This is a genomic window from Streptomyces sp. NPDC032161, from assembly GCF_040636995.1.
Taxonomy (GTDB): domain Bacteria; phylum Actinomycetota; class Actinomycetes; order Streptomycetales; family Streptomycetaceae; genus Streptomyces.
Window position 1 is genome coordinate 17281 of sequence record NZ_JBEZVN010000043.1, and the last position, 22444, is coordinate 39724.

General features: G+C 74.1%; 8 protein-coding genes. 3 read left to right on the plus strand and 5 right to left on the minus strand.

The genetic code is table 11. The annotated features are described in order from the left end of the window. Positions 1–50: 50 nt before the first annotated feature. Both AB0E67_RS32760 and AB0E67_RS32765 read right to left on the minus strand, forming a co-directional pair. Positions 51–4898, minus strand: coding sequence for a type I polyketide synthase (locus tag AB0E67_RS32760; protein WP_362033730.1), 4848 nt, complete (start codon positions 4896–4898; stop codon positions 51–53). Next, positions 4898–10657: an SDR family NAD(P)-dependent oxidoreductase gene (locus tag AB0E67_RS32765; protein ID WP_362033732.1), complete on the minus strand. Its 5760-nt coding sequence runs from the start codon at positions 10655–10657 to the stop codon at positions 4898–4900. Before AB0E67_RS32765 ends, AB0E67_RS32760 begins: the two co-directional genes overlap by 1 nt. Positions 10658–11417: 760 nt before the next feature. Between AB0E67_RS32765 and AB0E67_RS32770 the strand changes: the two genes are divergently transcribed. Further along, positions 11418–14282 carry an AAA family ATPase gene (locus tag AB0E67_RS32770; protein ID WP_362033735.1) on the plus strand — a complete coding sequence of 955 codons (2865 nt, stop codon included), beginning with the start codon at positions 11418–11420 and terminating at the stop codon, positions 14280–14282. 220 nt (positions 14283–14502) lie between these two features. Beyond that, positions 14503–14829, plus strand: a complete 327-nt coding sequence (cutA, locus tag AB0E67_RS32775; RefSeq protein WP_362033737.1) for a divalent-cation tolerance protein CutA — start codon at positions 14503–14505, stop codon at positions 14827–14829. Between the two features lie 220 nt (positions 14830–15049). Here the strand turns inward: cutA and AB0E67_RS32780 are convergent, their stop codons facing one another. Further along, positions 15050–15676: a TetR/AcrR family transcriptional regulator C-terminal domain-containing protein gene (locus AB0E67_RS32780; RefSeq protein ID WP_362033740.1), complete on the minus strand. Its 627-nt coding sequence runs from the start codon at positions 15674–15676 to the stop codon at positions 15050–15052. Positions 15677–15747: 71 nt separating this feature from the next. On the opposite strand from AB0E67_RS32780, the gene AB0E67_RS32785 reads away from it, so the two are divergent. After that, positions 15748–16998: an FAD-dependent monooxygenase gene (locus AB0E67_RS32785; RefSeq protein WP_362033743.1), complete on the plus strand. Its 1251-nt coding sequence runs from the start codon at positions 15748–15750 to the stop codon at positions 16996–16998. Between the two features lie 142 nt (positions 16999–17140). Here the strand turns inward: AB0E67_RS32785 and AB0E67_RS32790 are convergent, their stop codons facing one another. Both AB0E67_RS32790 and AB0E67_RS32795 read right to left on the minus strand, forming a co-directional pair. Then, the gene (locus AB0E67_RS32790) at positions 17141–18031 is read right to left on the minus strand and encodes a Tn3 family transposase (RefSeq protein WP_362033746.1); all 891 of its coding nucleotides are present in this window, start codon (positions 18029–18031) and stop codon (positions 17141–17143) included. Positions 18032–18112: 81 nt separating this feature from the next. Then, positions 18113–22432, minus strand: a complete 4320-nt coding sequence (locus AB0E67_RS32795; RefSeq protein ID WP_362033749.1) for an SDR family NAD(P)-dependent oxidoreductase — start codon at positions 22430–22432, stop codon at positions 18113–18115. Between the last annotated feature and the right edge of the window lie 12 nt (positions 22433–22444).

Genomic DNA, 22444 nt, shown 5'->3' on the forward strand with positions numbered 1-22444 from the left:
GCGTGGGGAGGTGGGCCGCGGGCGGGCCGGGGTGTCGTGGGGCCGCCGGGTCATGCCGGGCCGAGTTCGTTGTCGATGAAGGCGAAGACGTCGTCGGCGGAGGCCTCTTCGAGCCGGCCGGTGACGGTGGCCGCGTCGTCCTGACCGAGGGTCTTGTTCAGGTCGTTGAGCAGGGCCTGGAGGCGCACGGTGACCCGGCTCCGTTCGATGTCCTCGGCGGTGAGACCGCCGAGCCGGGCGGCGACCCGTTCGAACTCGTCGACGACGGTGTCCACGGAGGTGTCCGCTCCGGCCAGTTCGGTGCCCAGGTGTTTCACGAGGGCGGCGGGGGTGGCGTAGTCGAAGACGAGGGTGGCGGGCAGCGGCACCCCGGCGGCGGCGCTGATCCGGTTGCGCAGGTCGACGGAGGTGAGCGAGTCGAAGCCGAGGTCGCGGAAGGCGGTGGCCGGTTCGACGGCGGTGGCGTCGGCGTAGCCGAGTACGGCGGCGGCCTGGCCGCACACCAGGTCCTGGAGGGCGCGTTCGCGTTCCCCACCGGTGAGTCCGGCGAGTTTCGCCGCGAGGCCGTCGGCCTGGTTCGCGCCGTCCGGGCCGCCGGTGCCGCGCCGCGCCCCGGGCAGCGCGTCCAGCAGCGGAGCGGGGCGGCTCGCGGTGAACGCGGGGGCGAACACCGACCAGTCGACGTCCGCGACGGTGACGGTGGTGTCGCCGCCGTCCAGGGCCCGTCGCAGCGCGGTGAGGGCGACGTCCGGGGCGAGCGGGGAGATGCCCATGGCCCGGGTGGCGGAGCGGACCGCGCCGTGCGCCGCCATGCCGTCGCCGCCCCACGGCCCCCAGGCCACGGACGTGGCGGGCAGCCCGAGCGCGTGCCGGTGTTCGGCCAGGGCGTCCAGGAAGGCGTTGGCGGCGGCGTAGTTGGCCTGGCCCGCGCCGCCGACGGTGGCGGTGAGGGAGGAGAAGAGCACGAACGCCGACAGGTCCCGGTCCGCGGTCAGTTCGTGCAGGTGGCGGGCGGCGTCCGCCTTCGGGGCGAGGACCCGGGCGAACCGGTCGGGGGTCAGCCCGTCCAGTACGCCGTCGTCGAGGACCCCGGCCAGGTGCACGACGGCCGTGAGGGGGTGCTCCCGCGGTACGGAGTCGAGGAGTTCGGCCAGTGCGGAGCGGTCGGCGATGTCTCGGGCGGCCAGGGTGACCGCCGTTCCGGCGGCCCTGAGTTCCCGGGCCAGTTCGGCTGCGCCGGGGGCGTCGGGGCCCCGGCGGGAGACGAGGAGCAGGTGGTCGGCGCCCTCGGCGGCGAGCAGGCGGGCGACGGCGGTGCCGAGCGCTCCGGTGGCTCCGGTGACCAGCACGGTGCCGGACGGCCGCCAGGGGGCACCGGCGCGAGCCGGGGCGGGCTCCAGCCGCCGCCCGTGGGCGCCGGTCTCGCGGATCACGATCTGGTCCTCGTCACCGGAGTCGCCGAGCAGCGCGGCCAGCCGGGCGGCGGTGCGCGGGCCGATCTCGGCGGGCAGGTCGATCAGTCCGCCCCACCGGTCGGGGTGTTCGAGGGCGGCGACCCGGCCCAGGCCCCACAGCCCGGCCTGGGCGAAGCCGGTGACGGCGTCGCCGGGCCCGTGGCCGACGGCGTCCCGGGTGACGCACCACAACGGCGCGTCGGCACCGGCGTCCCCGAGGGCCTGGAGAAGGGTGGCGGCGGTGGCCGTCGGCGTCGCCGGGCCCGGCAGGAGCAGCACGCCGTCGACGGCGGTCCGGTCGGCGAGTGCGGCCGTCAGCGCGGCGCGGTCGGCCTCGTCCGGCACGGCGAGGATGTCGATGTCCCGGCCCCGGCCACCCGGTCCCCGGCCGGTGTGTGCGTCGACGCCGGTCAGCGCGTCGAGGACGGTACGGGTCCAGGGGGCGTCGGCGGCGGATTGGGGGACGACGGCCAGCCAGGTTCCGCCGCGCGCCGGGGTGGCGGCGGGGGCGAGCGGTTCCCAGGTGACGCGGTGGCGCAGCGCGTCGGCGGCGGCGTGGGCCTGTCGTCGGCCGTGCCAGGCGGCGAGGGCGGGCACGACGGAGGCGACCGCCGTCTCGTCGTCGAGGCCGAGGGTGGCGGCGACGGCGGGGACGTCCCGGTCGCGCACCAGCTCCCAGAACGGATCGTCGGCGTCGCCGCCCGTGCGGGCGGCGGCGGAGCGCTCGGCCTGGAGGATGGGGGCGTCCTCCCAGTGCCGGTCCCGGCGGAACGGATAGGTGGGCAGGTCGACGGTGCGTCCGCCGCTGAACACGGCCCGCCAGTCCGGGCCGGTGCCGGTCAGGTGCAGCCGGCACAGGGCGTCGGTGAGGGCGGCGTCCTCGGGCCGGTCGCGCCGCTGGGTGCCGATGGCCTCGGGGACCACGTCCCGCGCCATGGTGCTGAGGACCGTGTCCGGGCCGATCTCCAGGAAGCGGGTGGCGCCCTCGGCGACGAGGGTGGTGATCCCGTCGTGGAAGCGGACCGCCTCGCGCACGTGCCGCACCCAGTAGTCGGCGGAGGTCAGGTCGTCGGCGACGCGGCCGGTGACGTTGGAGACGACGGGCAGCGCGGGTTCGTGGAAGGTGAGCCCGGCCAGCACCTCGCGGAAGGGTTCGAGCATCGGCTCCATGCGGTGCGAGTGGAAGGCGTGCGACACCTTCAGCCGGGTGCTCTTCTCGACCTTCGCGGCGACGGCGAGGACGGCCTCCTCGTCGCCGGAGACGACCACCGAGCGGGCGCCGTTGACGGCGGCGATGCCGACGCCGTCGGTGAGGAGCGCGGTGACGTCGTCCTCGGCGGCCAGCAGGGACACCATGGCGCCACCGGCCGGCAGGTCCTGCATGAGCCGGCCCCGGGCGGCGACCAGCGCGACCGCGTCCGCCAGGTCCAGCACCCCGGCGACATGGGCGGCGACGACCTCGCCGATGGAGTGCCCGGCGAGCAGGTCGGGGCGGACGCCCCAGTGCTCCAGCAGCCGGTACAGGGCGGTCTCGAAGGCGAACAGCGCGGCCTGGGTGTGGACGGTACGGTGCAGCGGCACCTCGGCGCCGTCGGCGTTCTCGCGGTCGGTGTCCGCTCCGGCGGTGTCGGCTCCGGCGCCGTCCTCGCCCGGGACGTCGAACATGACGTCGCGCAGTGGCCGTTCCAGGTACGCGTCGAAGGCGGCGCAGATCTCGTCGAGGGCGGCGGCGAACACCGGGAACGCGGCGTACAGGGTGCGGCCCATGCCGGGGCGCTGCGAGCCCTGCCCGGTGAACAGCACGGCCAGGCGCCCGGGTTCGGGGGCGACGACGGGTGCGTGGGTGCCGTCGACGATCCCGCGCAGGGCGTCCAGCAGTTCGTCCCGGTTCCGTCCGGTGACGGCGGCGCGGTGACCGAAGGTGCTGCGGGCGGTGGCGAGGGTGTACCCGACGTCGTACGGGTCGAGACCGTCGGCGGCGGCCAGCAGCCGTTCCGCCTGGCGCCGCACGGCGTCGGCGCCCTTGCCGGAGAGCAGCCACGGCACGACGGGCAGCGTGGCACGGGCCGGGGCGGCGTCGGCGGGGCCGGTGGGCGGGGCCTCCTCCAGGATGGTGTGCGCGTTGGTGCCGGAGATGCCGAACGAGGAGATCCCGGCGCGGCGCGGCCTGCCGTCGCCGTCCCAGGGGCGGGGCTCGGTGAGGAGTTCCACGTCGCCCGCGCTCCAGTCGACGGCGGTGGTGGGGGTGCCGACGTGCAGGGTGCGGGGCAGGGTTCCGTGGCGCATCGCCATGACCATCTTGATGACGGCGCCGACCCCGGCGGCGGCCTGGGCGTGGCCCATGTTGGACTTGATGGAGCCCAGCCACAGCGGTCGGCCCTCGGGCCGGTCCTGCCCGTACGCGGCGATGACGGCCTGGGCCTCGATGGGGTCGCCGAGGGTGGTGCCGGTGCCGTGCGCCTCGACCGCGTCGACGTGGTGCGGGGCCAGTTGGGCGTCGGCGAGCGCCTGCCGGATGACGCGGATCTGGGCCGGTCCGCTCGGCGCGGTCAGGCCGTTGGACGCGCCGTCCTGGTTGACGGCGGAGCCGCGGACGACGGCGAGCACCTGGTGGCCGTTGCGGCGGGCGTCGGACAGTCGCTCGACCAGCAGCATGCCCGCGCCCTCGGCCCAGGCGGCACCGGCCGCGTCGTCGGAGAAGGAACGGCAGCGGCCGTCGGGCGACAGCGCCCGGCGCTCGCTGAACTCGATGAACATCTCGGGGCTGGCCATGACGGCGGCGCCGCCCGCGAGCGCGAGGGAGCACTCCCCCTTGCGCAGCGACCGGATCGCGGAGTGCAGCGCGACCAGGGAGGAGGAGCAGGCGGTGTCCATGGTGATGGCCGGGCCCTCCAGTCCGAGGGTGTAGGCGATGCGCCCGGAGACGATGCTGCCGGAGATGGTGCCGCCGAGGTAGTCGTGGTGCATCAGGCCGACGAAGACACCCGTCGGGGTGCCCTTCATGGCCGTGGGGTCGATGCCGGCCCGTTCGAATGCCTCCCAGCTGACCTCCAGCAGCAGCCGTTGCTGCGGGTCGGTGCCGGGCGCGTCCTTGGGGCTGATGCCGAAGAAGGCGGGGTCGCACTCGGCCGCGTCGTGCAGGAAGCCGCCGTGGCGTACGTAGGTCCGGCCCGGGGAGCCGGGTTCGGGGTCGTAGATCGCGTCGACGTCCCAGCCCCGGTCGGTGGGGAAGTCGGAGACGACGTCGCGGCCCTCGTCGACGACCCGCCACAGGTCTTCGGGGGTACGGATCCCGCCGGGGTAGCGGCAGCCCATGCCGATGACGGCGACGGGTTCGTGGTCCTGTTCCTCCAGCACCCGTACGCGGCGGCGGCTGCGCTCCAGCTCCGTCGTGGCCCGCTTCAGGTAGTCGCGGAGCTTGTCGGCCGTGGCCGGGGCTTCCATCACAGGGCTCCCAGTTCGTTGTCGATCCTGGCGAAGAGTTCTTCGTCGCCGGCTTCGCCGAGGTCCCCCGGCGGTACGGGCGCGGCGTCGCGGCCGTGGGCGTCACGGGCGTCGTACCAGCCGCGCAGCAGCGCTTCCAGGCGCGCGGTGACACGGGTGTGGCTGCCGTCGCGGTCGGGCAGGGCGAGCAGCGCCGCCTCCAGCCGGTCCAGGTCGGCCAGGGCGGACCGGGCGAGATCGGCCGGTCCGGGGACGAGTTCGGTCTTGAGGTGGGCGGCGAGCGTACGCGGCGAGGGCTGGTCGAAGACCAGCGTCGCCGGGAGGGTGAGGCCGGTGGCGCGCGAGAGGAGATTGCGCAGTTCGACGGCGGCCAGCGAGTCGAAGCCCATCTCCTGGAAGGCGCGCCCGGGGTCGACGGCCTCCGGGGAGGGGTGGCCGAGTACCGCGGCGACATGGGTGCGGACCAGCTCGACCAGGGCACGGTCGCGTTCGGAATCGGGCAGTCCCGCGAGCCGTTCGCGCCAGTCGGTCTTCGCGGCGGCAGGGGCGGCCTCGCCGGTGGCGGGGGCGGCGCGCCGGCCGGGCGCGGGCCGGACGAGTCCGCGCAGCAGGGCGGGCACCCCGTCCGGGCGGGTTCGTACGGCGGCGGCGTCCAGGCGGACGGGGACCACGACGGCGTCCTCGCCGCCGGGTCCGGCGTCGAACGCGCGCAGCCCCTGGGCGGTCGTCAACGGCGGCAGGCCGAGGCGGCGCAGGCGTTCCAGATCTGCCGCGTCGATTCCGGCGCTCATGCCCCTGCCCGTGCCGCCACCCGGGCCACCGCTCGTACCGTCGCCCGTGCCGCCGTCCGGGGCCCACAGTCCGTAGGCCAGGGAGACGGCGGGCAGGCCGAGGGCGCGGCGGTGGGCGGCGAGACCGTCGAGGAAGGTGTTGGCGGCGGCGTAGTTGGCCTGGCCACCGCCGACGAGCAGACCGGCGGTGGAGGACAGCAGTACGAACGCCGACAGGTCGAGGTCCGCGGTCAGTTCATGCAGATGCCAGGCGGCGTCCGCCTTGGGGTGCAGCACCCGCTCCACCCGGCCTGTGTCGAGGCTGGTCAGCACGCCGTTGTCGACGACTCCCGCGGCGTGCACCACGGCCCGCACCGGGTGCCGGCCGAGCAGCGCGGCGAGGGCGTCGCGATCGGCGACGTCGCAGCGGGCGAGGACGGCCTCGGCCCCGAGCGCGGCGAGTTCGTCGCGCAGGGCGGTGGCGCCGGGCGCGTCCGCGCCGCGTCGTCCGACCAGCAGCAGACGGCGCACGCCGTGCTCGGTGACCAGGTGACGGGCGATCAGGGCGCCCAGGCCGCCGGTGCCGCCGGTGACGAGGACGGTGCCGTCCGGGTCCCAGGCGGGCGGGACGCCGGGCTTGGCGCGGGCCAGGCGCGGCACTCGCACCTCGCCGTCGCGTACGGCGATCTCCGGCTCGTCCGAGGCGAGGGCGGTGGCGAGGGCGGTGGGGAGCGCGGTGGTGAGGACGACGCCGGACGCGGCTCCCTCGGTGCCGTGGATGTCGCCGCCGTGGATGCCGACCAGCAGGAAGCGGCCGGGGTTCTCGGCGGCGGCGGCCCGTACCAGGCCGAACAGCGGGGCGTGCGCGAGGTGGTCGCCGCGCAGCAGCACGGCGAGCCTGCGACCGGTGAAACGCTCGTCGGCCAGCCAGTCGCGCAGGGTGTCCAGGGTGGTGCCGACCAGATCCCGTACCCGCGAGGGCAGATCGCGGCCGGTGCCGGGGTCGGGGGCGGGCGGTACGGCGAGCACGACGGTGCCGGGCATCGTGTCCCCGTCGTCGCACGCGTACGCGTCCGCGAGTGCGGCCAGGTCGGGGTGGCGTGGGGCGTCGAGTCCGAGGTCGGCGCCGCACACGGCGAGGTCCGGCCGGGGCGGGTTCGCCGTGGCCCCGGGCGCGGGGACGAACTCGACCCGGTACAGCGGGTCGTCGGCGTCCCCGGCGAGCTGGTCGGCGGTGACGGGCCGGGCCACCAGGCCGCGAATGGTGGCGACGGGCGCGCCGTGGCCGTCGGTGAGGTCGAGACGTACGGAGTCGGCACCTGCCGGGGACAGGCGCAGGCGCAGGCGGTCGGCGCCCGCTCCGTGCAGGGTGATGCCGTTCCAGGCGAACGGCAGCACGGCCTGTCCGCCGGGCAGGTCCAGCAGGTTGACGTGCAGGGCCGCGTCCAGGAGCGCCGGGTGGACGCCGAAGGCGCCCGCGGTGGTGCGCGCCCCGTCGGGCAGGGCGGCCTCGGCGTACAGTTCGTCACCCCTGCGCCACATGGCACGCAGCCCCTGGAAGACCTCGCCGTACCCGTAGCCGGCGCGGGCCAGTTCGGGGTAGAGCCCGTCCAGGTCGACGGGTTCGGCGCCGGCGGGCGGCCAGACGGCGGGGGCGGACGACGAGGGGGACGAGGCAGCCGGGGCGGACGAGGCGGCCGGTGGCGCCTCGTCGGTCGCCGCGTTGGCCAGGACACCGCCCGCGTTGCGCGTCCACGGGGCGTCGGGGGTGTCGGTGCGACGGGACCAGACGGACAGTTCCCGGCGTCCGTCGCGCTCGCTGTCGACAACGACCTGTACGGCCACGGCCCCCTGCTCGGGCAGGGTCAGCGGGGCGTGGAGGGTGAGCTCCGCCACCGTGCCGCAGCCGGTGAACTCCGCCGCCCGCAGGGCCATGTCGACGAAGGCGGTACCGGGCAGCAGGACGGTGCCGTGGACGGTGTGGTCGCCGAGCCAGGGGTGCGAGGACAGGGACAGCCGTCCGGTGAGGAGCGCCCCTTGCGTGTCGGGCAGTTCGGTGGCGGCGGTCAGCAGCGGGTGGCCGGTGGCGCTCTGGCCGAGGCCGTCGGCGTCACCGCTGCCGTCGGCCGCGGCCTCCAGCCACAGCCGGGTCCGCTGGAAGGCGTAGGTGGGCAGATCGATGTGCCGGGCCCGGTGAGGAGCGTAGAACGCCTGCCAGTCGACGAGGGAGCCGAGGGAGACGCGAGCGACGGACGAGCCGGAGGACCCGGACGAACGGGAAGTCCTGGAAGCGCCGGGGGACTTGGCGGTCCCTGAAGAACCCGTGGCGCCGAGGGCGTCCAGCCGGGCCACGCCGCTGACCAGGTCGTACGGCTCGTCACCGTCGCGTCGCAGGGTGGGGACGCACACGCTGTCCTCGGGAAGGCATTCCCCGGCCAGGGCGGTGAGCGCCGCGTCCGGACCGACTTCGAGGAAGGCGCGTACGCCGAGGTCGCGCAGGGTGGCGAGGGCGGCGGCGAACCGGACCGGGCGGCGGACGTGCTCCACCCAGTAGTCGGGCGTGGCCAGATGGCCGGGGTCGGCGGGGGCGCCGGTGAGGGCGGAGACGATGGGAATGCGCGGCGCGCGGTACGCGCACCGGGCCGCGGCCTCGGCGAAGCCGGCCAGCATCGGCTGCATCAGCGGCGAGTGGAAGGCGTGGGACACCTTCAGCCGCTTGGCGTGCGCGAAACGGGCGGCGAGCGCGTCGACGGCTTCCTCCTCCCCCGAGATCACCACCGACCGGGGACCGTTGACGGCGGCGAGACCGACCCGCCCGTCCAGGTGGGGAGCGACCTCGTCCTCGGTCGCCCGCAGCGCGGCCATGGCACCGCCCGGGGGCAGTGCCGCCATCAGGCGGCCACGGGCGAGGACGAGGTCCACGGCGTCCGGCAGGGACAGCACGTCGGCGACATGGGCGGCGGCGAGCTCACCGACGGAGTGACCGGCCAGGTGCCCCGGGGTCAGCCCCCAGGACTCCAGCAGGCGGTAGAGGGCCACCTCGGTGGCGAAGATGGCGATCTGCGCATGGTCAGTACGGGTCAGCAGCTCGGCGTCGCCGTCGATCAGCTCGCCGAGCGGACGTTCCAGGTGGGGGTCGGCGAGCGCGCACACCGCGTCGAACGCCTCGGCATAGACCGGGTGGGCGCGGTACAGGGCGCGGCCCATGCCGACGCGCTGGGAACCCTGGCCGGTGAAGAGGAACGCCGTTCCGCCGCCGACCGGGGTGAGGGGGGTCGCGGCGGCCAGCGCGGCCAGCAGTTCGCCGGTGTCGCGGCCGACCGCGACGGCGCGGTACCGGAACCGGGTGCGGGCGGTGGCCAGGGACAGCCCGATGTCCGCAGGGGTGGCGTCGCCGCGCCGGACGAGGTGGTCGCGCAGCCGGTCGATCTGGGCGGCCAGGGCCTCGGGGCTGCGCCCCGTGACGACCCAGGGCACAGGGCCGGGCGCGGGCGCAGGACCGGTCGCGGGCACAGCCGCGGACACGGGCACGGGGGCGCCCTGCGCCGGGGCCGGGTCCGCACCGTCGACGGACACCGATCCCGTATCGGCGGGGACCGATTCGTCGGGGGCCTGTTCCAGCACGACGTGCGCGTTGGTGCCGCTGATGCCGAAGGAGGAGACGGCGGCGCGGCGCGGACGGCCGGTGTCGGGCCAGGGACCGCGTCCCCGGGCCAGTTCGACGGCTCCCGCGTCCCAGTCGACCCGGTCCGTGGGGGCGTCGGCGTGGAGGGTGGGCGGCACCTCGCCGTGGCGCATGGCCATCACCATCTTGATGACGCCCGCCGCGCCCGCGGCGGCCTGGGTGTGCCCGAGGTTGGACTTCACGGAACCGAGCAACAGCGGGCGGTCCGCGGGGTGTTCGCGGCCGTAGGTGGCCAGCAGTGCCTGCGCCTCGATCGGGTCGCCGAGGGAGGTTCCGGTGCCGTGCGCCTCGACCACGTCCACGCCGTCGGCGGTGACCCCGGCGGCGGCCAGCGCCTGCCGGATGACCCGTTGCTGGGAGGGGCCGTTGGGCGCGGTCAGCCGACTGCTGGCGCCGTCGGAGTTGACGGCGCTGCCCCGCACGACGGCGAGCACCGGGTGGCCGTTGCGCCGAGCGTCGGCCAGGCGTTCCACGACCAGCATGCCGACGCCCTCCCCCCAGCCGGTGCCGTCGGCGGAGGCGGAGAACGCCTTGCAGCGGCCGTCGGGAGCGAGGCCGCGCTGACGGCTGAAGTCGACGAACGTCTCCGGTGTGGACATCACGGTGACCCCGCCGGCCAGGGCGAGCGAGCATTCGCCCGACTGGAGCGCGCGCACCGCCCAGTGCAGGGCGACCAGGGAGGAGGAGCAGGCGGTGTCGACGGTGACGGCCGGGCCTTCCAGACCGAAGGCGTAGGCCACGCGCCCGGAGGCGATGCTCGCCGCGCTGCCGTTGGCGAGGTAGCCGTCGAGGTCCTCGGGGACGGTGGTGAGGCGGGTGGCGTAGTCGTTGTACATCACGCCGACGAACACGCCGGTACGGCTGCCGCGCAGCGAGGCCGGGACGATGCCGGCCCGTTCGAACGCCTCCCAGGAGGTCTCCAGCAGCAGCCGCTGCTGCGGGTCCATGGCGAGGGCCTCGCGGGGGCCGATGCCGAAGAAGTCGTAGTCGAAGTCGGCGGCGTCGTACAGGAATCCGCCGGTACGGGCGTAGGTCCTGCCGGCCCGGCCCGGCTCGGGGTCGTACAGGGCGTCCATGTCCCAGCCCCGGTCGACGGGGAAGTCCGACACGGCGTCGGTGCCCGTCGCCACCAGGTCCCACAGGTCCTCGGGCGAGGTGACACCGCCCGGGTAGCGGCAGCCGATGCCGACGACGGCGACGGGACCGTGGGCGCGTTGCTCGTTCTCGCGCAGCCGGCGCCGCGCCTCCCGCAGGTCCGCGGTCGTCCGCCTGAGATAGTCGAGCAGTTGCTCTTCGTTGTTCACCAGCGCGCCGTCCGATCGAGATCGAAAGTGGGCCTCGGTCCTGCGGACTGTGCCGGGGCGGGCTCCCGGTCCGCTTCTCTCTCCGTTGTCGGAGGCTAGGCAGGGCGCGATGGCGCCTGATACCCCTACGGCCCCCAGGGACCCCGGGGCCGGTACGGGGCGGGGCGGAGGCGGGGCCGTCCGGAGCCGGTGCAGGGAGCGGGGCGGAGGCGGGGGCGGTCCGGGGGCCGGGACGGTAGGGGGTTCGAGAGGCGTACGGGGCCGGGACGGAACGGCGCGGGCGGCGGCACGGGGCCGGGCGGTCGGGCGTACCGGAACCGGGGAGGAGGCGCCCGGACGTGACCTGCTTCACGTGTGTCGCGCCCCGTTTCCATTCTTCACCTCCCCGTAAATTCATCGACCGAGCAAAACTTGCTTCGAGCAGGCACTATGAGAGAAATGGAGCCGGAAGAGGCGTGGTTGACAACGTTGGTACCGATCTATAGCGTCTCTGCATTCCATGACCAGGAAGCCTTTCCGATCCGGCTCGGAAGACCTGTCGAGCCGGATCGATTCACGCCAAGAACGTCTTGAAACAGCCCCGACGGCCCCGAACCCGGAACCGTCGAACAGACCGGAGCACAAAGGGCTGCCACGGTGGCGGCAGTCTTCGCACCACGGGACAGCGGCGGTACGCCGGAACCGGGCCCGGTTCCGGCGTACCGCCGCTGTCCCGGCACGAGCGACCCCGCAGGCGTAGTTGGACACAGGGGGGAATACCATGCGTCTTTTCGATCGCTCCAATGATTTACGCATACTTAACGAGGCTTTTACCGAGAGCGCGAGCGGAAACGGTCAACTGGTGATCATCGTGGGCGGTCCGGGCGCTGGAAAGACTCAGCTCCTGCATGAATTCCTCGACACCCCGGACCGATTAGGGGCCCGCATACTCCAGGGCACGGCATGCCCGACCGAACAAAACCAGCCGATGAGCCTGTTGCGGAAATTACTGGGCAACGACGGGGTGGAGACCACGCCTTCGGCCACCGTACCGCCGACGGAGGTACCCCGGGGGGCGTTCACTCCGTCCGAGGTGCTCCGGGACGGAACGGCGCCCGGAGAACCGGAACTGGGAACGACCGAGGCACTGCTGCGGATCGCCGACGGCGAACGCCCCCTGGTGGTCGCCGTGGACGACGCCCACCTCATGGACCGGGCCTCGCTGCGTGCCGTCGTCCATCTGCTGCACCGGAGCCGTTTCCGTCGGATCCTGGTGGTGTGCACCACGTCCGGCCAGCCCGACGCCGCGCGCTCGGCCGCGTACACCGAACTGATCCGCCAGCCGCACCGACGGGCCCGTCTCGCTCCCCTGTCGGAGCGGGCCGTCGGCGAACTGATCGCCGCTCAGACCGGTTCACCCCGGCCGGCCGGGGTGAACCGGGCCTTTCACCGCGCGACCGCCGGTAACCCCCTGCTGGTGCACGCCCTGCTGGACGACAGCGCCCGCTTCGGCCGCGAGATGGACCGACCGGTCGCCAGCACCTCCTACCGCCAGGCGGTGCTGTCCCTGGTGCACCGCGGCGAGCCACGCCACGTACGGGTGATCCGGACGCTCGCCGCGCTGTCCGCCCCGGTCTCCGTCACCGCGCTGTCCGCACCGGCTTCCTCCGCCTCCGCACCGGCTTCCGGCACCGCGCCGTTCGCACCGGCCTCCCTCGCCGTCGTCGCCGAACTCTCCGACACCCCGCCGGCCGGTGCCGAGGAGGCCGTCGAGGCCCTCAACTCCGTGGGGCTGCTGGACGGCCATGTCCTGCGCCATCCGACCGCGGCCACCGCCGTGCTCGACGACATGGCCCCCGTCGATCGGGCCGAGCTGCACGGCCGGATCGCCGGACTGCTGTACCGCAGCGGCGCGCCCGCCCGGGAGGTGGCCCGTCATCTGCGCGCCGCCGACCGGGTCCCGAGCCCCTGGGGCGCGAGTGTCCTGCGCGCCGCCGCCGATCAGGCCCTGGCGGCGGACGACGTGGAGTCGTGCGGCGGATATCTGCGGCTGGTGCTGCGCGACTGCTCCGACGAGCGGGAGCGCAACGCCCTGTCGGCCGCCCTCGGACGTGCGGAGTGGCGCACCAACCCCGCCGCGGCGGGCACCCATCTGGAACCCTTGCGCCGAGCCGCGCTGGAGGGCGCCCTCAGCACGCGCGACACCGCCGGCGTGCTGCGGCACATGCTGTGGCAGGGCGACACCGAACTGGCCGCCGAGGCCGTGGCCACGCTCGTGTCCGGGCACTCCCCGGAGGATGCCCAGATCCTGGTCGAGGTCGAGTTCGTACGGCAGTGGTTCTACGGGGTCGCGCTGCCCACCAGGAGCACCTGGGCGACCGGACCCGACCCGCGCAGGCACGTTCCCACCTGCCGGAACGGCGGACTGTCCGCCCAGGTGGCCATGCTGGTCGGCGGGGTCGCCACGGACGATTCCGCCGCGGCGGTGGCCCAGGCCCTCCAGGGACACCAACTCGACCATCTCAACCTGGAGTTGGTTGCTATGGCGCTTCTGGCGATCGCTCATGCCGACCGGCCCGCGCTCGCCGCCGACGCGTGCGGCGCACTGCTGGAATGCGCCGCGGAGCGCCGGGCCACCACCTGGCAGGCGCTGCTGGGCAGCGTCCGGGCGGAGATCGCCCTGCTGCGGGGGGACATGACGACCGCGGCCCAGGGGGCGCGCCGGGCGCTGGACAGTCTGCACGAGCAGAGCTGGGGGGTGCTCGCCGGTCTTCCACTGTCCACGGCGATCTTCGCGCACACCGCGATGGGCGCCTACGACGATGCCGAGGAACTGCTCGCGCGGGACGTTCCCGAACCGATGTTCCGCACCGTCTTCGGCATCCAGTACCTGCGGGCCCGGGGCCACCACTACCTCGCCACCGACCGGCCCTTCGCCGCCCTGAACGACTTCGAGACGTGCAGCCAGCTGATGCGGCAGGGGAATTCGAGCCTGCAGAAGGGCATCCCGTGGCGGTCCGACCTGGCCCTGGCCAACCTGCGGATCGGCAGACCCGGGACGGCCCGGAAGTGGGCCGAGGAGCAATTGCGGCTGCCCGGCGGACACAGTTCCCGGGCCCGGGCGATGGGCCTGCGCATGCTGGCGGCCACCAGCAAACCGCACCGCCGGGCCACGCTGCTGCGCGAGACGATCGACCTGCTGAAGACGTGCGGCGACCAGCACACGCTCGCCCAGGCCTACGCCGATCTGTCCGCGGCCCACTACGAGTTGGGCGAGTACGCCCGCGCCCGGCTGGTCGCCCGCCAGGCGGCCCGGGAGGCGAAGGCGTGCAGCGTGGAGTCCCCGGTCGACGCGCATCTGCTGGAGGACCCCGCCACGCAGTCCGAGGCGTCCGGGGCGAAGGGCGGCCCCGCCCTGCTCAGCGACGCGGAGTGCCGGGTCGCGGGGCTGGCCGCGCTCGGGTACACCAACCGTGAGATAAGCGGCCGCCTGCACGTCACGATCAGCACGGTTGAGCAGCACCTGACCCGTGTCTACCGCAAGCTCAACGTGGCCAGCCGGTCCGAACTGCCGTCGAAGATGCTGGAGCACCGCATCCCGAAACTCTCCGACCGCTGGGCCACCACCCACTCCCCCGCGGGCTGAGCGCCGGCGGGCCGGGCGGTTCCCGGCCCGCCCGGTCGCCTCGACGGCGGGGTGGGTCGCCCGGCGCGAGGGCGTTCCCCGCGAGAGCCCGTGACCCGACTGGATCGCGAGAGCCCGTGACCCGACTGGATAGGGTCGGAACAGACCGGCTGATTGCGGCACACCGAGCGGTTGCGGCACACCGTCCGGTTGCGGCAGACCGACCAGGAGAGGCAGTGGCGTGGTGAGCGAGATCGTGATCGCGCAGACGACCATCGACGACGAGGGCCGGGCGAACGCGCTGGCGCGCGGCGCCGTCGAGAACCGGCTCGCGGCCTGCGCCCACGTCGACCCGCCGTTCACCGCCGTCTACCGGTGGAACGGTGCCGTCGAGACGGCCCGGGAGTGGCGGGTCTCGTACAAGACGACCACGGGCCGGCTCCCGGAACTCGCCGCGTGGGTGGCCCGGGAGCACACCTACGACGTGCCGGAGTGGATCACCCTTCCGGTCACCGGCGGCTCGGCGGCGTACCTGTCCTGGGTGGCCGAGGAGACCGGCACGCCGTGACTGGCGGGCAGACACCCCAGTGCCCGTGAGGTGTCTCCTCCAGGGTTGTCAAGTGAACCGCAGGCCAGCACGAGTGGGGCCATGCCAGCAAGTAAGTCATGTTCCGCGGCCTAATCGGTAGTCCGGTTGGGTGCGAAGGGGCGGCGACGGCGGACGTCGGCTTCCGTGGCGTGTGGGGCGGTGACGGTGCAGTCCTTCCGGTGCACGGCGGAGACGGCGGTCATTGGACGCGTCGGCTGCCTGTCGTCAAACGATCGTTTGCCGACGGAGAGGCGGCCCGCGCCGCGGTGCGGTGCACCAGGCCGTCCAGGACGAGGGTCAGGCCGGCCTCGAATGCCGACTCGTGGTCGATCGCTGGCATGTCCGCCGGTGGATCCGAGCCGTCGCCGGGGCCGGCGTCCGCCTGTTCCTCCAGGACACTGCCGACCGTGAAACGGCCGGCGGCCAGCATCGCCATCTGCGCGTCCCGCTCGGGCACTCCGGAGGCGACCAGGAAGTCCATCTTGCGGCGGATCCGGTCGAGGTCGCCCGCCGGGGTGCTGCCCGCGTGGAGGCGTGCGCCGTCCCGGCGCATCAGCAGGGTGCGCCGGAAGCTTCGCGTGTTGTCCAGGAACCAGTCGCGCCAGTCGTCGTCGGGCGTCGGCAGCGGGGCGGCCGCATGCGGTGCCATCGCCGCCTCCGCCATGGCGGTGAGGAGGTCCCTCTTGGTGCGGAAGTACCAGTAGAGCGAGGGCTGTTCGACGCCCAGCCGCTTCGCCAGCCGCCGTGTGCTGACCGCGTCCAGCCCGACCTCGTCGAGCAGGTCGAGCGCTTCGGAGACGACGATCTCACGGTTCACCTTGGTCATGTTGAAAATCTATCACTGATAGGCAACCCTGGAGAGGAATCATTCACTGATAGATTTCTGGGGTGACGGGCATGGCCAACGGATCGGGAGCACGCCCCCTGCGTGTCCTTGTCGCCGGCGGCGGGATAGCAGGCCAGGCGCTGGCTTTCTGGCTCACGCGGGGCGGCCACAGGGTGACCGTCGTCGAACGCTTTCCGGCGCTGCGTGCCACCGGGGCGCAGGTCGACCTCCGGGGGCAGGGCATCGAGGCCGTCGAGCGGATGGGGCTTCTTGACGCCGTCCGCGGCAAGCTGGTGGACGAAGCGGGTGTCGCCTTCGTCGACGCGCGCGGCAGGGCCAAGGCGACGATCATGGCCAACACCTCCGGCCAGGGCCGGCAGACCCTCACGTCCGAGTACGAGATCATGCGCGGTGACCTGGTACGCATCCTGCACGACGCGTCGAAGGACGGCGCCGAGTACGTCTTCGGCGTGAGCGTGGACGGCTTCGACCAGGACGAGGGCAAGGTCGTCGCGCACTTCTCCGACGGGTCCTCCAGCGAGTTCGACCTCCTGGTCGGCGCGGACGGGCAGGGATCGCGCATCCGGCAGGCGATCCTCCCGGAGGGCTTCGATCCGTACTGGCTGGTCGGCATCCACATGGCCTACTGGTTCATCCCGCGCATCGCGTCCGACAGCAACATCCGGGACACCTACATGGTCCCGGGCGGCCGTCAGATCATGCGCCGCAGCCACAACCCGACCGAAACCCAGGTGTACTTCGTGATGCGGGAGGAGTCCGAGGAGGCCTCGGCTATCCACCGGCAACCCGTGGAGCGCCAGCGGGAGTTCTGGGCGAGCAGGTTCCGCGACGCGGGCTGGCAGACCGAGCGCTTCATCGACGGCATGCGGACGAGCCCTTTCTTCTACTCCCAGGAGATCGTCCAGGTTCGCACCGGCACCTGGTCCAAGGGTCGCGTGGTCCTGGCCGGCGACGCCGCCCACTGCGCTTCCCCTTACAGCGGCATGGGCATCTCCGGTGGCCTGGTGGGCGCCTACGTCCTGGCCGGCGAGATCAACCGGCACCCGGGCGACCTGTCGGCCGCGCTGGCGAACTACGACCGCGTGCTGCGGCCCTTCGTCGACGAGATCCAGGGCGAAGTGAATCCGCGTCTCCTGCGCCTCGGCATGCCGATGACCCCGCGTGCGATCGACGCCTTCCAGGCTGCCACCGCACTGGCCTGCTTCCTGCACGTTCCCGATCTCGCCGCGCGCTTTTCGAAGGAGGACCGCGGCGGCAGCTGGCAGCTCCCCGAGAACCCGGCGCCGATCAGCGCCGTCTGAAAGCGGCCCGGACATCGGGGGCCGATGGCCGTTGCGAGTAGCACGGCAAGAGGGAAGGCGCCGGCCCAGAGTGATCTGCGCCCTGTTGACTCTTGACGCTCACTCCTGCCCGCAGTCGTCATCATCTTCGTCCGTGTGTGGGTCACGTAGCTGTCGCAAGCCCCGGCGCAGCAGGTCGGGTGAAGGCGTAACGGCCGAGGAAGTTGACGTGGTCGTACTGGAGCGGGGAGAGACGGGCGAGGAGTTCATCGGTGACGGGGAAGCCGTCGGCGGCGAGCTGTTTGACGGCGGCGTCGATGTGGAGGCTGTTGAAGAGCACTACGGAGTTCAGGGCCGGGCCGAGCGCGCCGAGTTGGTCCTCCATGCCCTCGCGGTAGTGCTGGCGTAGTTCGCCGCGCTGTCCGAAGGAGATCTTCCGGGCGAGGCGGTGACGGGCCTCGGTGACGTTGAGCTGGGCGCCGATCATCCGCCGGTATCCCTCGTCGGAGACGAACTGGAGCAGGTGCGGGGTCTTGAAGATTCGCCCGTAGTGGGCGAACGCGTCGCCCAGTCCGGTCGGCTTGCCGTCCCGGGAGAGCATGCGGATCAGGTCGTGGCCGCGGACTGCGAATGCCCCGCCTGGGCAGGCCGCCGGTCGTCCAGTGCTGTGGCCGGAGACGTTTGCCGGGAAGCTCGCGGCGTCCGTGCGGTGCATCGCGAGGCGGAGGATCGCCCTCGTACTGGACGTACTCGGGTGATGCGACAACGCGGCGAGGTGCCGCAGCCGTCGTCGCGCGCCCGCCAGGGATCGGGGCAGCCCTTGGGCAGTCGTGGACTCCCGCAGCCAGCCGGGGGCGGCGGCCGGGGTGTCCCTCAGCCACTTGACGTAGCGGGCCACCCCTTCCGCGACGGTGACTTTCGGCTTCCAGCCCAGGACGTTCTCCATCCTGCGGATGGCCGCGTACCCGCCGAGGGGGTCGCCGGCCGGTGGTGGGGTGTCCAGGAAGGTCGTGCTCGGGTAGTGCTCCCGGATCGGTTCCGCGACCTGCCGCACGCTGGCCGGGAGGCCTGGTACCGCGCTCCCGTCATCGAGGAGTACCAGCGCATCGTGAGCGGCGGGCACGTCCGGCAGGGCTCAGTCGAAGCTGCCGAGTTCTTCGTCGAGGATGCCGAAGAGTTCGTCGGCCGTGGCCGATTCCAGGCCCCTTTCGGCGTCCGTGCCGACGGTCGCGGGGGTGCGCCGCCACGGGTCGGGGTCGTTCCAGCGGGCGGTGAGGGCTCGCAGACGGGTCGCCACACGGGCGCGCCGGTCGTCGTCGAGGGCGGCGGACTCCAGGGCGGTGCCCAGCAGGGTTTCCAGGCGCGCCACTTCGGCCTCGACGTCGACGGGCGCGTCGTCGGGGCGCTCGTTCCCCGGGGAGCCCAGCTCCTCGTACAGGTGCTGGGCGAGGGCCTCGGAGGTCGGGTGGTCGAAGGTGAGCGTGGTGGACAGGCGCAGTCCGGTCTCGGCACCGAGGCGGTTGCGCAGTTCCAGGGCGGCGAGGGAGTCCACGCCGAGGTCGCCGAGGGGGCGTTCGGGGTCCACGGCGGTGCCGGAGCCGTGGCCGAGGACATCGGCGACGTGTGCGCACACGGTGTCGACGAGCAGGCGCATCGCGTCCTCGGCGCCGAGGCCGGTGAGCCGCCGCGGCAGCGAATCCGCGGGCTGCGGGGCGGACGGGGCGGCGGTGGCCGGCCGAACCGTGCGGCGGGGCACGGCCGGGATCGGGGCGAGGGCGCGGACCAGGGCGGGGGCGTCCTCGGTGATCCGGACGCGAACCGGCAGGACCAACGGGGCATCGATCGTGAGGGCCCGGTCGAAGAGGGTCAGCGCCCGGTCGGCGGGGAGCGGCAGGATGCCGTCGCGGGCCAGTCGGCGCAGTTCCGTCTCACCGAGTCCGGCCGCCATGCCCTCGCCGGTGTCCCACAGCCCCCAGCCCAGGGACAGGGCGGGAAGGCCCTGGGCCCGCCGGTGGGCGGCGAGGGCGTCCAGGAAGGCGTTGCCGGCCGCGTAGTTGGCCTGCCCGGCGGCTCCCAGGGTGCCCGCCGCGGAGGAGAAGAGGACGAAGGAGTCCAGGCCGAGGCCGCGGGTCAGCTCGTGGAGGTGCCAGGCGGCATCGGTCTTGGGCCGCATCACCGCCTCCATACGCTCCGGGGTGAGGTCGGTGAGCAGTCCGTCGTCCAGGACCCCCGCGGCGTGCACCACGGCGGTCAGCGGGTGGGCGTCCGGCATGGAGGCCAGCAGTCCGGCCACGGCGGCGCGGTCGGTGACGTCGCAGGCGGCGACGGTCACCCGCGCTCCGGGGGCGACGGGTTCCTCGCGCGTCTGCGGATCCGTGCCCGTGTCCCGGTCCGGGGTCCGGCCCCCGCGGCCGACGAGCAGCAGGTGGCGGGCGCCGTGGTGTTCGGCCAGGTGGCGGGCGAGCAGGCGGCCGAGGCTGCCGGTGCCCCCGGTGATGAGGACGGTGCCTTCGGGGTTCAGCGGGATGGTGGGCGCGGGCCCGGGTGCCGTCCTCTCGGGCATTGTCCCCGGCGCGTCGGTCCGGACCAGCTCCGGTACGTACACCATGCCGCGGCGCAGGGCGAGTTCGGGCACGCCGGTGGCGACGGCGGCGGGCAGTGCGGCGGCCGAGGCGGGGTCGCCGTCGGTGTCGGCCAGCACGAACCGTCCGGGGTGTTCGACGGCGGCGGACCGCACCAGGCCCCAGATCACGGCCTGGGCCGGGTCCGGCGGCCCGTCCACGGCGACCGCGTGCCGGGTGACGACGACCAGCGGCTCGTCCGCCGGACCGTCGGCGAGGTGGTTCCGGAGCGCGGTCAGGGTGCGTACGGCGGTCTCGCGGGCGAGGGCCGGCAGGTCGTGGGCGACGCCCGCGGCGGGGTCCGGGGCGGGGTCCGAGGTCATGGTGAGAGTGCGGGGGCCGGGCGCCGTCGCGTCGGCGGCCGCCTCCAGCCGGGTCCAGCGCAGGGTGAGCAGTTCGCCGGGGGCGGGGGCCGCGGCGTTCAACTGCTCGGCCGTCACCTGGCGGATGCGCAGCGACGCCGCCTCGGCGACCGGTGCGCCCGTGCCGTCGTACAGGCGAAGGGTCATGCGGTCGGTGCCGTGCGGGGTGAGCCGCAGGCGCAGGGCCCTGGCGCCGGTGGCGTACAGGGTGACGCCCTCCCAGGAGAAGGGCAGGGTCATGACGGTCGGGTCCTGGCCGTCGAGCAGGTCGATGGCGTGCAGCGCGGAGTCCAGCAGGGCGGGGTGCAGTCCGAATCCGTCGGCCGGGTCGGGACCGGGGAAGCCGCCGGGGTCGAGGTCGCTTCCGGATCCGGGGTCGCTTCCGAAGTCGGCGTCGGGCAGGGCGAGTTCGGCGAATACGTCGTCGCCGAGCCGCCAGGCGGCGCGCAGGCAGCGGAACGTGGGACCGTAGCCGTAGCCCTGTTCGGCGAGGTGGTCGTAGGTGCCGGTGACGTCGACGGGGAGGGCGCCCGTCGGCGGCCAGGCCGTCGCGGGGTCCGGTTCGGGCGCGGGCCGGGGGGCGAGGACGCCGGTGGCGTGCCGGGTCCAGTGTGCGTCGGTCCCCTCCGGGCGGGCGTGCACCGTGAGCCGCCTGCGCCCGTCGGCGTCGGGGGCCTCGGCGGCCACCTGGAGCTGGACGGATCCGTGACCGGGCAGGGCCAGGGGCCGTTCCAGGGTGAGTTCCTCCACCTGCGGGCAGCCGGTGCGGTCGCCCGCCTGGAGGGCGAATTCGACGAAGGCGCTGCCGGGGACGAGGACGACGCCCGCGACGGCGTGATCGGCCAGCCAGGGATGGGTGGCCGGGGAGAGTCGGCCGGTCAGCGCGACCGTGTCGGCGGCGGCCAGGGTGAGGACGGTGCCGAGCATCGGGTGCCCGGTCGCCGTTCCGTCGGTGCGGGCGGCGCCGGGCCCGTCGGTCAGCCACAGCCGCCGCCGCCGGAAGGCGTACGTCGGCAGCTCGACGCGGCGCGCCCCGGTGCCGGCGAAGGTCCGCGGCCAGTCGACGGCGAGGCCGCGGACGTGGGCGGTGCCGAGGAGCGCGGCGAACACGGCCTCCTCGTCGCGGTCGCGGCGCAGGGCCGGGACGAAGGCCGACCGTTCCGGGTCGATGACGGCGTGCGCGCCCATGGCCGACAGGACGGCGTCGGGGCCGAGTTCGAGGAAGGTGCGTACGCCGTCGGCCTCCAGGGCGCGGACCGCGTCGCCGAACCGGACGGCCTCGCGGGCGTGGCGCACCCAGTACTCGGGTGTGCACAGCTCGTCCTCGGTGGCGTGCGTGCCGGTGACGTTCGAGACGAGCGGGATCACGGGCGCGGCGTAGCGCAGTTCCCGGGCGGTCTTCTCGAACTCGGCGAGCATCGGGTCCATCAGCGGCGAGTGGAAGGCGTGGCTGACCCGCAGCCGCTTGACGCGGCGGCCGGGGAAGGCGGCGGCGACGGCGTCCACGGCCGCCCGGGTGCCGGAGACCACGACCGCCCGGGGGCCGTTGACGGCGGCCACGGACACCTCGGGGCCCAGGTGCGGCAGCACCTCGTCCTCGGTCGCGTCCAGGGCGAGCATCGCGCCGCCGTCGGGCAGGGCCTGCATGAGCCGGCCGCGCGCGGTGACCAGCCGGGCGGCGTCCGCGAGGTCCCAGACACCGGCGGCGTGCGCCGCGGCCAGTTCCCCGATGGAGTGGCCGGCCAACCGGTCCGGCCGTATGCCGTACGCCTCCAGCAGCCGGTAGAGGGCGGTCTCCACGGCGAACAGGGCGCTCTGCGTGTAGAGGGTGTGGTCGAGCGACTCGGCCTCCGCGGTGCCGGGTCCGGCCCACATCACCTCGCGCAGCGGGCGGTCCAGATGGGCGTCCAGGGCCTCGCACGCCTCGTCGAGGGCCCGCCGGAAGACGGGGTGGGCGTCGTACAGGCCACGCCCCATGCCGGGGCGCTGGGCGCCCTGTCCGGTGAACAGGAACGCGGTCCGGCCCGCGACGGGACGGCCGCGTACGACGGTGTCGGCGGCGGCGACACTCGCGGCGGCTTCGGTGCGTACGGCTGTCCCAGGGGTACGGGCCCCGGCCAACGCGTCCAGCCCGGCGAGGAGTTCGTCCTTGTCGCGGGCGACGACGGCGGCACGGTGGGTGAGGGCGGCGCGTCCGGTGGCCAGGGTGTGGGCGAGGTCGGTGATCCGTTCGTCGGCGGCGGTGCGCAGCCGGGCGGCCTGTGCGGCCAGGGCCTCGGGGGTGGCACCGGAGACGACCACGGGCAGCAGCGGGGCGTGGGGTTCGGGCTCGGTGCCGGTGGGTGTGTCCTCGTCGGGAGCCTCCTCCAGGATCACGTGCGCGTTCGTACCACTGATCCCGAACGACGACACCCCCGCACGACGGGGACGATCCCCCCGCACCCACTCCCGCCCCTCCGTCAACAACCGCACCCGCCCCGAACC

Bases quoted from the DNA above. Each gene is read 5' to 3' on its own strand.
- AB0E67_RS32785 (WP_362033743.1), top strand. From the start codon at position 15,748: ATGGCCAACGGATCGGGAGCACGCCCCCTGCGTGTCCTTGTCGCCGGC.
- AB0E67_RS32780 (WP_362033740.1), bottom strand. From the start codon at position 15,676: ATGACCAAGGTGAACCGTGAGATCGTCGTCTCCGAAGCGCTCGACCTG.
- AB0E67_RS32770 (WP_362033735.1), top strand. From the start codon at position 11,418: ATGCGTCTTTTCGATCGCTCCAATGATTTACGCATACTTAACGAGGCT.
- AB0E67_RS32760 (WP_362033730.1), bottom strand. From the start codon at position 4,898: ATGGAAGCCCCGGCCACGGCCGACAAGCTCCGCGACTACCTGAAGCGG.